This is a genomic window from Halorientalis sp. IM1011 (assembly GCF_001989615.1).
Taxonomy (GTDB): domain Archaea; phylum Halobacteriota; class Halobacteria; order Halobacteriales; family Haloarculaceae; genus Halorientalis.
Window position 1 is genome coordinate 14,595 of sequence record NZ_CP019067.1, and the last position, 12,165, is coordinate 26,759.

A 12,165-nucleotide genomic window follows, 5' to 3' on the forward strand; every position below is an offset into this window, starting at 1 on the left:
ACGTGCGTGTCGCGAGCGAGCCGTCCGCAGTTGCGGGTGGCGACTTTACATTTTGCGACGGTCGCACATTCAATACGGCGGAGAATACGGCCAAAGCGGGCGGCGACGGCGAACCTCGCCGACGCGCCCCGGTATATCGTGTACACCACCCGATGGCCACGGGAGAGGGCCGTTCGCACTGAATGAGCCAGTCTCAGCACCCGGTCGCACTCCGTATCGAGCAGCGCGTGGGTGGTGCGACGCGCCTGCTCGCGACCGTCATGTGTCTGCCCCTGCTGGACGGCATCTTCCCCGCGCTCGTCCTCGCGGGTGCGCTGTCCGACCCGACCGGCATCCTCGAGGTCGGGCTGCTGATCTTCGGCGGGAGCGCGACCGTCGCGGTCATCCTCGCGGACATGGACGGCTCCCCCAGAGAGCAGGCGAAATCCATCCTGCTCGTCGGGAGCGTCGTGGTCGTCGGTGCCGTGGTCGAGGCGGCGCTGGCCCCGACCATCGCCGGGTTCCTCGACCTCGCGGTGTTCGAGCGGTTCGCCGGCCTCGTCATCCTCGCCGTGGCGGCCCAGACCGCCAGCGCCCGGATCGGTGACTACCTGCCCCGCCCGGCGATCATCATCGCACTCGGGCTGGTGGCCAGCGTAGATCCCTCGGGTGCGGGGCTGGTCGTCCAGCTCGACCCCGACCTGATGCTGCGAGCGGCCGCCGCGGCGCTCGTCGCCGTCGTCTTCGCGCTCCACCTGGCCCTCTTCGGCCCGTGGCTGCGGGGCATCGTCGACATCGACCGGTTCCGGTTCGGGAGCGCCGTTGCCCTCGGTGTCCTCCCGCTGGGTCTGTTCGGTCTGGTGCCCGGCGACGCGCCGCTGGCACTCGCGGTACTTGGGATGACCTTCCTGTTCGCGTTCGATCCCCAGGACGCGGTGGCGGACCTCCGGTCGGACGACGAGGGCGAAGACGATGACGACGACTACGAGCCCGTCGGCCCGGCGAGCGCCGACACCGTCGCGGAGGAAGACCACGCGCCCTGGTTGTGAGCGTTCCCGGGAAGGGAAAGCTTAGGGACGTGACCCCGCGAGTGTGGGTATGGCCGACAACCGCGTCGTTCAGGGCCGGATGGTCACGCCCGGCAAACTGGCAGAGCTCATCGAAGGGGAGAGCGTGATGGACGCAGAAGCGATCGAGGACGCCGACCGGGACTGCCCCGAATGCGGCGGTAACGTCCTCGAAGTGGGCTACATGCCCTCCGTCACCGAGTTCGTCACCGGCCAGAAGTGCCAGGACTGTGACTGGTCCGACACGGACCGGGACTGATCGAATCGAAATCCCTTTAGGGAGACTCATCCAAGCAGGTGATGCGGGGTCGTGGCCAAGTCCGGCATGGCGACTGACTCCAGAGGCACCGCGCCCGGTGACGAAACTCCAGACTGATATACTGAGCGGACGGCTGATCACCGCCCGCGCTGATGACCCTCTGGAGTTCCGAGGCGCGACCGGAGATATCAGTCGATCGGGAGTTCAAATCTCTCCGACCCCACTTCCTGACGAACCGATATCCGGGAGCTCCGCGTTCACTCCTCGTACTCGTACTGATTCAGCGTCGTAAACATAACGTCCTCCAGTACCTCCTCGCTCGTCGCTTCTAACACGACGGGCGGGGCGACGCCCTCGTCCTCGGCTTCGAGCCAGCGACCGACGCAGAGACACCAGCGGTCGCCGGGTTCCAGTCCGGGGAAGTTCAGTTCCGGACGGGGCGTCACGAGGTCGTTCCCGCGGGACGCGCTGAACTCGAGAAACTCCTCGGTGACGACGGCACAGATCTCGTGCCGGCCGGCGTCGGCGGGGTGGGGGCGACAGCAGCCGTCCCGCTCGAAACCGGTCGCCGGGTCGTCGCTGCAGGTCTCTAGCTCCATCCCGAGGACGTTCTGCTCGTCGGTCATACCACCGATTGTGGCGGACGGCGGAAAGAGGTGTCCACCGACAACGGAAAGCGGGTCGTCAGTAGCCGTTCTCCTGAGCGTCCACGACCGCCACCGCCGCCAGATTGACAATATCATTGACCTCGTCGCCGCGCTGGAGGACGTGGACGGGCTTGTCCATACCGACGAGCATCGGACCGATAGCTTCGGCTCCACCCAGACGCTGGAGGAGTTTGTAGCCGATGTTGCCAGCTTCCAGATTGGGGAAGACGAGGACGTTCGCGGGGCCGTCGAGGTCGGAGAACTCGTAGTCCTCGGTCAGCAGGTCCTCGACGACGGCGGTGTCGGCCTGCATCTCGCCGTCGACGGGAAAATCAACGTCGGGGTCGGCCCGGAGCCGCTGGGCGGCCTCGCGGGGCTTGCGCGTCCCTTCGTTGTCGACCGAGCCGAAGTCCGAGTAGGAGAGCAGGGCGGCGCGGGGGTCCACGTCGAACCGGCGGGCGAGGTCGGCGGTGTGGCGCGTGACCTCTTCGAGCACGTCGGCGTCGGGGTTCTGGTTGACGGTGGCGTCGGCGACGAAGACGACGCGGTTCTTGAACGTGAGCATGTAGACGCCGGCGGCGTAGTCGGCGTCGTCGGCGGTACCCACGACCTGCAGCGGTGGCTTGAGCGCCGAGGGATAGTTGTGGGTGAGGCCGGTCAACATCACGTCGGCGTCGCCCATCTCGACCATGACGCTGGCGAGGTAGTTGTCGTCCTCGACGAGGTCGGCGGCCTCGGTCCGCGTAATCCCGTTGCGCTTCCGGAGTTCGTACAACCGCTCGGCGTAGGGATCGAGCTGGTCTTCCTCCGGGTCGACGACGACGGGATCGAAGTCCAGTCCGAGGTCGTCGATGGACCGCCAGATCACTTCGCGGTCGCCGACGAGGATGGGTTCGGCGATCCCTTCGGCGGCGAGCTGATGGCCAGCGCGAACGATCTTCTCGTCGTCGCCCTCCGCGAGAACGACCCGTTTCGGTGCGTTCGTCGCGCGGTTGAGGACGACCCGCATCATCTCCCTCGACTTGCCGAGGCGGGCCTCGAGCCGTTCGCGGTAGGAGTCGAGGTCGAGGTCGCGACGTGCCGCACCGCTGTCCATCGCGGCGCTGGCGACGGCGGTGGCCACCTCGAACAGGACGCGCGAGTCCAGCGGTTTCGGGATGATGTAGTCGGGGCCGAACTGGAGCGGTTCGTCGTCGTAGGCCTTCCTGACCGCGTCGGGCACGTCGGTCCGTGCGAGGCGGGCGATGGCCTCGGCCGCGGCGACTTTCATCGCCTCGTTGATCTCGGTCGCGCGGACGTCTAGCGCGCCCCGGAAGATGAAGGGGAACCCGAGGACGTTGTTCACCTGATTCGGGTAGTCCGAGCGGCCGGTCGCGACGATCACGGTGTCGTCGCGGGCCGCCTTGGCCGACGCGTAGTCGATCTCGGGATCGGGATTGGCCATGGCGAAGACGACTGGGTTCTCGGCCATCGACCGGACCATCTCCTGGGAGACGATGCCGCCGACCGAGAGGCCGACGAACACGTCCGCGCCGGCCATGGCGTCGGCGAGGTCGCCGCGCTCCTCGGGTTGGCTGGCGAAGGGCTCGACGAACTCGTCGAGGTCGTCGCGCTCGGTCGTGATGATCCCGTGTTCGTCCGCAATCGTGATCTGCTCGCGGGGGACGCCCAGCGAGACGTAGAAGCGAGCGGTCGCGGTCGCGGCGGCCCCCGCGCCGGCGAAAGTGATGTCGAGATCCTCGATGTCCTTCTCGAGGATGTGGGTGGCGTTCAGCAGGGCCGCGCCGGTGATGATGGCGGTCCCGTGTTGATCGTCGTGGAAGACGGGGATCGACATGCGTTCGCGGAGGCGCTCCTCGATCTCGAAACACTCCGGCGCTTTGATGTCCTCCAGATTGATCCCGCCGAAGGTCGGCTCCATGCCGGCGACGGCCTCGACGAACGCGTCGGGCTCGTCGAAGTCGTACTCCACGTCGAACACGTCGATGTCCGCGAAGCGCTTGAACAGGACGCCCTTGCCTTCCATCACGGGTTTGGAGGCCTGTGCGCCGATGTCGCCCAGTCCGAGCACGGCGGAGCCGTTCGAGACGACGCCGACGAGGTTGCCCTTGGCGGTGTAGGTGTAGGCCTCGGTGGGGTCGTCGTCGATCTCGCGGCAGGGGGCGGCGACGCCCGGCGAATACGCGAGGCTCAGATCGCGTTGCGTGTTGGTCGGTTTGGTCGTCTCCGTCTCGATCTTCCCGGGCGGATCGGTCCGGTGGTACTCCAGTGCGTCCTCGTCCAGTCCCATACATGAGGCCAGTCACCGCGCGGACAAAAATCGTGCCCGGGCCGCGCGGGCAGATGCCACACCGATTGGGCACTTCCATCCGAGTCTGAACCACGATCGGTCACCGCAACCGGGACTTATTCGCCGCTGGCGTCCCTGGTCCGAGTCGATGGGTGGTGTCACCGTCGCCCGGTCTCGAACGGTCGTCCGCGACCTGGGCATGATCGGGGCCGTCGCGGCCCTGCTCGTCTGGGTCCACGTCGCGCTTCCGCCCTCGATCAAGACGCGACTGGCTTTCCGACACGAGTCGGTCGACCCCGTCTCGCTGTACACCAGCGCGTTCGTCCACCTCGATCTGATGCACCTGCTGAGCAACGTGGCGGGCTACGTCGCCGCGGCCCTGGTGGCCTACGGCCTCTGCGTCCAGATCGGGAACCGGCGATGGTTCCGCGTGACCTTCGCCTGCTTCGTACTCGTCTTCCCCGTCCTGGTGAGCCTCACCAGCTACGCCATCATCGGACTGCTCTACCCCGGTATCGAGCCGGTGAGCCGCGGGTTCTCGGGCGTCGGTGCGGGCTTCGCCGGCTTCGTCTTCGTCACCCTGCTCGCGGCGCTGACCCGGCTGTACGACTACCGCGTGGCTGGCTACATCGGACTCGCCATCTGGCTCTTGCTCCTGTTCGAGGTGTACCTCATCTACGTCGGGAACGTGACACTCCCCGTCGGCGGTCTCTTCGTCGTCGGCTGGGGGGCCTGCCTGGTAGGGATCGGCCGGGCGTCGACAGGTCCACTGATACTCTCACGGTCCCCGTCACGGGTCGAACTCCTCCAGATACTACAGACTGCGCTCGTCGTGATCCTGCTGGTGAGTTTCGTCTCCGTCCTGTTCCCACCGGAGATCGTCGAGGACGGGACGGTCACGAACATCTTCGCACACGCCGCCGGCTTCCTCTACGGCATCGGCGGGGCAGCAGTGACCGCGTGGTACACCCGAGTGGGGTGACCGGCGAAACAGTTATGTGTGTTACTGTCTAACGTGGGTATGGAACCCCAGTTCGCTGGGGGTTCCCGACGGGAACGACCGTCGTATCCGCTCGGGAATTGGCATCGGCGCACGATCGGGACTCCCGGCAGATGGCTGGCCAGCCGACTCTCGTTCCGGGATCCGGTTTTTCGGTACCCCTACCCTGATACACCCAGCACTTCGGCCCAACACTTTTGAGACGGTTAGACACAGGTACGGTGATGTCCGACAGCGACCTGAGTTTCTGGGGCTGGGGCTACACAGAGAAGTTCCCCGACGAGGCCGAGCGCGACGAACTCGCGACACGGATGGAGACGATGCTCGGGTTCCCAGAACGCCCGCGACTCGACCCGCCGACCCTCTCGGACGTGTCGATCCCCGAGTCGGCCGTGTCGGTCCCAGACCACCTCACCGACGTCTGCTCGACGGCGACGGAGGACCGGATCCGCCACACCTACGGCAGCGGCTACCGCGACCTCGTCCGTGGATTCCACGGCGACTTCGCGTCCGCGCCTGACGTGGTGGCCGAACCCGAAACGGAAGCCGAGATCCGTGACATCCTCGACTGGGCGACCGAGGAGCGGGTCGCGGTCGTCCCCTACGGCGGCGGCACCAGCGTCGTCGCCGGCGTCGAGTGTGACCCCGATGGCGACGGATCGGGCTACGCCGGCGTGCTCTCACTCGACCTCCGGGCGATGGATCGCGTGCTGGAGGCCGACGACCACTCACGCACGGCGAAGATTCAGGCCGGGGCGACCGGCCCGCAGATCAACGATCAGCTCCGCGAGCACGACCTCCAGCTCAGACACTACCCACAGTCCTACGAGTTCTCGACGCTGGGCGGGTGGATCGCGACCCGCGCCGGCGGTCACTTCGCCACCGTCTACACCCACATCGACGACTTCGTCGAGAACGTCCGGATGCTCACCCCTTCCGGCGAGTTCGAGAGCCGCCGCCTCCCCGCCTCGGGTGCCGGCCCCGACCCGGACCGACTGGTCCTCGGATCTGAGGGCACACTGGGCGTGATCACGGAAGGATGGCTCCGCGTCCAGCCTCGCCCCCCGTACCGCGCTCGCGCCACAGTCCGCTTCTCGGGCTTCGAGGCGGCAGTCGACGCGATCCGCGAAATCGCCCAGGCGCGGCTCTACCCGGCGAACTGCCGGCTGCTCGATAGTCGAGAAGCGATGATGAACGAGGTGGCGATGGACGGCAGCCACGTCCTCGTGCTGGGCTTCGAGTCCGTCGACCACCCCGTCGACGACGACCTCGCACGGGCCATCGAGATCGCCGAGGACCGCGGCGGGACGGTTTCGAGCGGTCCGAGCTACGAGGGGCCCCATCGCGAGGACGACGGGGAGCAAGGCAGCGACGACCGCGACGACGAGGCGGACGACTGGCGGTCGGCCTTCTTCGAGGCACCCTACAAGTTCAACGCCCTGGTGAGTCTGGGTGTGATCGTCGACACCTTCGAGACGGCGGTGACGTGGGACCAGTTCGACCGCCTTCACGAGGAGATCACCGAGCAGGTGACCGAGGTCATGGAAGAGGAGTGCGGCGCAGGCTTTCTCTCCTGTCGGTTCACCCACGTCTACCCGGACGGGCCAGCGCCCTACTACACCCTGCTGGCCCCGGCCGACGTGGGGCGGGAACTCGAACAGTGGCGCGAGATCAAGGCGACGGCCTCGGACGTGATCGAGGAGTACGGCGGGACGATCACCCACCACCACGCAGTCGGCCGGACGCATCGGGAGTGGTACGAGGAGGAGTCCCCCGACGAGTTCCGGGAGGCGTTGCGCGCCGCCAAGGACCGTCTCGACCCCGAAGGCATCATGAATCCCGGCGCGTTGCTCGACGTGGAGTGACACCGCGCCCACACATCGGCCGGGCGAGAGACTTAGGTGGGGCCGGTCCGAATCCCGGCGTATGGACGGGCGGCTGCCGGGCGTCGACGACGAGTCGCCGGAGCAGGTGATCTGCCACGTCGACATGGACTGTTTCTACGCCGCCTGCGGGAATTGTCATGCCCAATTCCCTTATCTCTCGTCAGGCCGCTTTGCCTGACGAGCGATTGCGAACGCTCCTTCCTCGATCCTCAGGTAGTTGACACGGTCGTCGAATTGCCACCTGAGTCGGGTGGGTGTCGACGTGCGCGGTGCGTGAATCTGCGAGACTGGCATCCCGTAAGGGGATCTATCGATGTGTAGATGGGGGTGAATAAAATCAGTACTGGTTGCAGTACGTGTCCGTCAAAACCCGCCTGGCGTCAACTGTGAACCGACACGGGATGCTTACACTTTCACTCTGGTCCCCTCAGGCTTAAAATCTCCTTTGTCACAACAGTAGTAAAGAATGTCTGAAGAGGTGGGAAAGATTGCCATCGCCTTTGCAGTAGCGATAGTCGGAATGAGTCTTGCTTTTTGCGGAGGCTCATCGCCACAAATGATGGGTGGTGGAGGTGGCCCAGTGAACACAGCAGGACAAAACCCAACGCAAGGACCACAGACTACTGATGTGGAAACGGTCAAACTCTCTTCTCAAGAGGAAAAGCAGGTCGAGGCAACGACATCAAACTATTTTGAAAAACTGCCCTCAACACAGTCTGCACGCCAAACAGAGACAATTGAGGCTGCAACGAAACTGTGCAACTACAATCAGCAATTCAGTGAGACAATCAACTTCAGTGAAACTGCTGATAATGCATCCAAGGTCGAGAGTCTCTCACGACGGGCAGACTTTGGTGTTCAGATCATCAACGAACACTTCAACGACCGTCTTGATCGGTCAGCAACGAACGAGATTCGCCAGGCCGCAGGTGACGTAGCCAAATACGCACCGCTGGCAGCCAGCTACAACAAGATGGTTGAAGACGGGTGTGCTGTCAAAGAAAACCCAACAAATGCGACGATGGAGGACTTCTACACCAGTTCACTCTACTTCGGTGTTGAATTCACCATGGTGCAAATGGGAGTATTCTATCAACCAGCTTTTACTGGCACCAGAATAGTGTCGAATACGGTTGGCCTCTATCGGATTCGCCAACTTTGCGGTAACCGATGTTATGCCCTGGCAATGAGTGAGATCCACTGGGGACTTCGAGGGGCACCATCTGGTGTGATGGGATATCTGCGAGAAAATCAGGATAGAGGAAATCTGAGCGTACAGGTGGATAATGTCAATATGACCGCAGTGATGGCGGCTCAAGGGCAGGAATACTCCAAGTCAGCAATTAAGCAATGTGGGACTGGTAAGGAAACATCTGATCAGAAACCGTCTGAGAAGGGGATTGGTGAGAAAGTAGGAGGACTTGTCGAGGAGGGAACACAACGCTTCGAAAATGAGACAAACATCAGTATCGACGGGGCTATTCCCTCACTGAGTCCTAAGAAACTGTTCGAGAATGCAGCAGATAATCTGAGTACCTGCTGAATCTGTAAAGGAACAATCCAAGCGAGATCACCCTCTCCACCCCAGCGCCTTCTAAGTATACTATCTAACACAGACAGTATTACACTACTACAGTAGTCTTTAGTGTCATAGTGTGCTGTTGCTGTAAAAAATAGACTCTCCCCCTAAAACAGCATCAAGAATAGGGATAGGGTATTGGTAATGGTGTATACCAATTGTAGTGTCATAACCTATCAGATGTGTACTGACAGTTTCCTGTTTCCGCCCTGTACAGAGGATTAGTGTCCGTTCACATCCAGTATCTTCCCTGATAGTTTATGGGGAAAGAGCCACTCGTGCAGGGAATGTGTGGATTTACACTGATAGCAACCGATCAGTGTGCTATGTGATCGGTCACATGGCCCAGATACTGCCTCGTTCCATGTGGGTATTACAGACCACTCGACGGCATGGAGCTTCCTGACGCAATTGGCTTGCGGGTGGTAACCAGTTACTATCCCGTTCGAGTGGCAAGTGCATAAACCCTTTGCTGCGATTCCATACGTAGAGGCCCTGAACAGGCTCTTAACATAGTGGGAGTGAAATATTATTCAGTGGCAGTATTCTTACACAGTCCGATATGAGGGTCAGAGAACGAATTGATCGTGAGTCGAGACGGAATGATCTTGGTTTCGATTGAAACCGTTGAGAGTTTTGCATCTGCCTTGCTAATCAAGCCTGAGACCTGTGAGGGACCATGCTCGTAGAGTATATAGAGTGGATAGTGGAGAGACTGACGGCCATCGCTACACTGCCTGATAACAATATGATACCCGTGAGTCGGTTTGTTTTGGATACGGCCCAATACACCTGTCTCTAGAAAAAGTCGGAGAGGCGTTCGATATTTAGAGTGCAATTCAATAGTGATAGGTTGTGAAGAAAGAAGGCGTTGAATATGGACGTTTGTCTTCTCTTTTGATGTTGGTAGTGTACAGTCGAAGGATTTTTCCGCCTCGCGCTATTACGGGAGACTAACGGCCGATTCACGCCTCTCGTCAGATGGGCTACGTATATCTATCCGACGAGAAGATAGGAAAATGGGGAACCCGTTGGCGCGGGTTTTAGTACGAGTTTGGAAACCTCGTATTTCTCCGTAAGCCCTTGCTCCTATTAATGATTGCGTCCTCTTGTGGGGCGCTCCGACAAGTGGCGCTGTTGGCGGTCGGGAGAGTCAGCATGAACGGCGAACCCGACGAAAATGGCGACGGTAGTATAGACTTTGAACGGAGTACATTTGAACACGGTGCAGAGCCGTGGAAAGACCCCGCAGTACTGCGACAACTCTACCATGAGCATGATCTGTCCCAAGAACAGGTAGCGGAGGAACTGGACACGACCCAACAGAATATCCAATACTGGATGGATAAACTGGATGTCGAAGCTCGCCTTCCCATGCATGAACGGGATCGTTCAATCTCACGGATTGTTCGGGAGGATGGACGTGTGCAGTATCACATTCCCGATGGCGACGGTGGGACAGTTTACCTCTATGAGAGTCAGATTGTCGCACTTGCTATTGCTGATCTTGGTTTGATCTTTGACGAAGATAGCGAAGTTGACCACCTGTTGAAATCCCCCATCAAACTCAATATTGTAGAGAATCTCGCCATTCGCAGCACCGAAGACCACCGAAAGCGACACGGCAATGAGAGAGGTGCCCTCCCGAACACGACATTGTTCGACTTCCTGTATGGGGAGCCAGAGGACGAAGAAACGCCAGAGTTCTTCGAACGTCTCGATCAGTGGGGTCAGTGGTGGGTCGATATTGAAGGAGTTGAAGAAGTCCACGAGGACAGCCCTCTCAATGCTGACTGAGGACACGCAATGCCCTCAGAATCGCCGTTCATCGACCCCGAGGAGCAACGGGTCCTTCCAGACACAACCGCTGATAGCATCGAGGAGCAATACCTGTCGGTTCGTTCTGGAACCAACCTACGATCTGAAACAGTGACTATCAAAAACCGATCAAAACAGTGGGACGCGGTGGTTGAGGCGTTCAAGGATTACGTCTGGCGACAGCACAAGGCAGCGAACACGTGGGCTGACGAGAGGGGTGTTCGACCGAATAGCCACAGGTTTACTGAACGGGCGTCACTTGACAGATACGGCAGAACACTGGGTGTTGATCGAGCGGCTGGACAGCTCTGGGGTGGAGACCTAACTACTGTCCATGTTGTTCGTCGTGCCAGACCATTCGGAGAGGATGGACAACCCCAACCGCCTGCCGACTTCCTGAGCGACCTGCTGGCTGGTGATAGGAATGTCTATCGGGCATATCAGAGACACATCGAGGAAAACCACGGCTTGCAGTATGCTCGTTTGTCAGTGCTGGAACCCCATGGTAACGGGTATCCACACATCCATGACGCCCTCTGGGTCAACGACCCCGACGCCGTCCTCTGCGAGACGGACATCTATCCCGCCGTCGATGCCCACCTGGACGCCGTCGAACAAGCACAACCCAGAAACCACAGTGACGCCGTCGAGGTACGACACGACCCAGAGCGCCGAAAGTATCCATCTGACCCCAAGGGTTCACACCCAACAACCCCACTACCACGAGAGGTTACAAAGTATCTTGCAGGCCTCGCACCCCATGACGAGGACTCAGACCGTAAGGGGAACGTCCCGAACGTTCTCCAAGCCAACAGGGGACCACTACGGTTCTATGCCCTACTGTGGGCGAGTGGGATCAGACAGTGGCGACCAGACCAGCAGTTGTTCCAGCGGTTTGTGACACTGTCCCAAGACTGGTATGGGGCCGACGACGGTGAACGGGAAACGAACACAGAGACGTACCCAGACCCCGAGGACATCGACACCAGCAGCGGGATCGAAACTGTGGACATCGACAGTAGGCCAGTAGACTACGAACCGTTTGTCGCAGACAAAGTGTAGAGGGCCACCCCTCGCTCTATGATACCTACCGTGTTAACTTTCCAATTTCAAGATACAGCAGTATACCCTACTGAAACCTCTGTGGTGGTACAGTACTCGATTTAGCAGGGTATAAAAAGGGGTGTTGCACAGTGCGGAGAACCAAACCGTCGAACATAGATACGATATGAGTCAAGAATTTCACGAAGCCACGACAGAACAGGTAGAGGGGCCATCAGAAGACAAATCTGTATTCCACGAAGTCGACCATCTGAGGGAGCTAAAGCCAGGGTACTTCCCAGACCTGATTACGCACCCAGAGACCTCGATTAAGATTTGTCACGATGGACGGGAACTGCTGGCTATCGAGGATCCAACTGGGATGGAAATCACTCGACCTCGTATGACGACGGACTTTGGCAAGAAACGGATTAAGTTCCGTTTAGACACCGTCTTTGAGGTAGTGGACCCTGAGGACGACGGCGACGACGAGAACGAGGAGGAGGACACTGAGGACAATGACGACACCACGACCAACAAGGATGGATACGACACTGAGGGCAAAACGGTGCTGACACTCAACGACGGATAACCTTTGA

At 60.5% G+C, this 12,165-nt stretch carries 11 protein-coding genes and 1 tRNA gene; 10 read left to right on the top strand and 2 right to left on the bottom strand.

Going from position 1 to position 12,165, the window contains the following annotated elements:
- Nucleotides 1–182 precede the first annotated feature (182 nt).
- The 3 genes from BV210_RS00095 to BV210_RS19570 all read left to right on the top strand — a co-directional run bounded on the left by BV210_RS00095 (nt 183) and on the right by BV210_RS19570 (nt 1,528).
- On the top strand, nt 183–1,028 hold the full coding sequence (locus BV210_RS00095; RefSeq protein WP_077204671.1) for a DUF5794 domain-containing protein: 846 nt from the start codon (nt 183–185) through the stop codon (nt 1,026–1,028).
- Nucleotides 1,029–1,077: 49 nt separating this feature from the next.
- Nucleotides 1,078–1,305, top strand: a complete 228-nt coding sequence (locus BV210_RS00100; protein WP_077204672.1) for a DUF5795 family protein — start codon at nt 1,078–1,080, stop codon at nt 1,303–1,305.
- A 45-nt stretch (nt 1,306–1,350) separates the two neighbouring features.
- A tRNA-Trp gene (locus tag BV210_RS19570) sits at nt 1,351–1,528 on the top strand.
- Nucleotides 1,529–1,562: 34 nt separating this feature from the next.
- Here the strand turns inward: BV210_RS19570 and BV210_RS00105 are convergent.
- Nucleotides 1,563–1,931 (bottom strand): DUF2237 family protein, encoded by a 369-nt coding sequence (locus tag BV210_RS00105; protein ID WP_084802525.1) that lies wholly within the window; start codon nt 1,929–1,931, stop codon nt 1,563–1,565.
- A gap of 58 nt (nt 1,932–1,989) precedes the next feature.
- On the bottom strand, nt 1,990–4,242 hold the full coding sequence (locus tag BV210_RS00110) for an NADP-dependent malic enzyme (RefSeq protein WP_077204673.1): 2,253 nt from the start codon (nt 4,240–4,242) through the stop codon (nt 1,990–1,992).
- A 148-nt stretch (nt 4,243–4,390) separates the two neighbouring features.
- Between BV210_RS00110 and BV210_RS00115 the strand changes: the two genes are divergently transcribed.
- The 7 genes from BV210_RS00115 (at nt 4,391) to BV210_RS00140 (ending at nt 12,158) form a co-directional block, all read left to right on the top strand.
- The gene (locus tag BV210_RS00115; protein ID WP_077204674.1) at nt 4,391–5,224 is read left to right on the top strand and encodes a rhomboid family intramembrane serine protease; all 834 of its coding nucleotides are present in this window, start codon (nt 4,391–4,393) and stop codon (nt 5,222–5,224) included.
- Nucleotides 5,225–5,466: 242 nt separating this feature from the next.
- Nucleotides 5,467–7,107: an FAD-binding oxidoreductase gene (locus BV210_RS00120; RefSeq protein ID WP_077204675.1), complete on the top strand. Its 1,641-nt coding sequence runs from the start codon at nt 5,467–5,469 to the stop codon at nt 7,105–7,107.
- Between the two features lie 61 nt (nt 7,108–7,168).
- A complete protein-coding gene (locus tag BV210_RS19575) occupies nt 7,169–7,306 on the top strand; it encodes a hypothetical protein (RefSeq protein ID WP_157525720.1) in 138 nt (45 codons plus the stop codon).
- Between the two features lie 288 nt (nt 7,307–7,594).
- Nucleotides 7,595–8,671, top strand: coding sequence for a hypothetical protein (locus tag BV210_RS19580; RefSeq protein WP_157525722.1), 1,077 nt, complete (start codon nt 7,595–7,597; stop codon nt 8,669–8,671).
- A gap of 1,194 nt (nt 8,672–9,865) precedes the next feature.
- The gene (locus BV210_RS19585) at nt 9,866–10,504 is read left to right on the top strand and encodes a hypothetical protein (RefSeq protein WP_157525724.1); all 639 of its coding nucleotides are present in this window, start codon (nt 9,866–9,868) and stop codon (nt 10,502–10,504) included.
- A gap of 9 nt (nt 10,505–10,513) precedes the next feature.
- Nucleotides 10,514–11,587, top strand: a complete 1,074-nt coding sequence (locus BV210_RS00135; protein ID WP_084802526.1) for a hypothetical protein — start codon at nt 10,514–10,516, stop codon at nt 11,585–11,587.
- Nucleotides 11,588–11,753: 166 nt separating this feature from the next.
- Nucleotides 11,754–12,158: a hypothetical protein gene (locus tag BV210_RS00140; protein WP_157525726.1), complete on the top strand. Its 405-nt coding sequence runs from the start codon at nt 11,754–11,756 to the stop codon at nt 12,156–12,158.
- The last annotated feature ends 7 nt before the right edge of the window (nt 12,159–12,165 follow it).

Coding starts and splice junctions, on each gene's coding strand:
- BV210_RS00095 (WP_077204671.1), top strand. CDS start 183: ATGAGCCAGTCTCAGCACCCGGTCGCACTCCGTATCGAGCAGCGCGTG.
- BV210_RS19575 (WP_157525720.1), top strand. CDS start 7,169: ATGGACGGGCGGCTGCCGGGCGTCGACGACGAGTCGCCGGAGCAGGTG.
- BV210_RS19585 (WP_157525724.1), top strand. CDS start 9,866: ATGAACGGCGAACCCGACGAAAATGGCGACGGTAGTATAGACTTTGAA.
- BV210_RS00105 (WP_084802525.1), bottom strand. CDS start 1,931: ATGACCGACGAGCAGAACGTCCTCGGGATGGAGCTAGAGACCTGCAGC.
- BV210_RS19580 (WP_157525722.1), top strand. CDS start 7,595: ATGTCTGAAGAGGTGGGAAAGATTGCCATCGCCTTTGCAGTAGCGATA.
- BV210_RS00120 (WP_077204675.1), top strand. CDS start 5,467: ATGTCCGACAGCGACCTGAGTTTCTGGGGCTGGGGCTACACAGAGAAG.
- BV210_RS00110 (WP_077204673.1), bottom strand. CDS start 4,242: ATGGGACTGGACGAGGACGCACTGGAGTACCACCGGACCGATCCGCCC.
- BV210_RS00135 (WP_084802526.1), top strand. CDS start 10,514: ATGCCCTCAGAATCGCCGTTCATCGACCCCGAGGAGCAACGGGTCCTT.
- BV210_RS00100 (WP_077204672.1), top strand. CDS start 1,078: ATGGCCGACAACCGCGTCGTTCAGGGCCGGATGGTCACGCCCGGCAAA.
- BV210_RS00115 (WP_077204674.1), top strand. CDS start 4,391: ATGGGTGGTGTCACCGTCGCCCGGTCTCGAACGGTCGTCCGCGACCTG.
- BV210_RS00140 (WP_157525726.1), top strand. CDS start 11,754: ATGAGTCAAGAATTTCACGAAGCCACGACAGAACAGGTAGAGGGGCCA.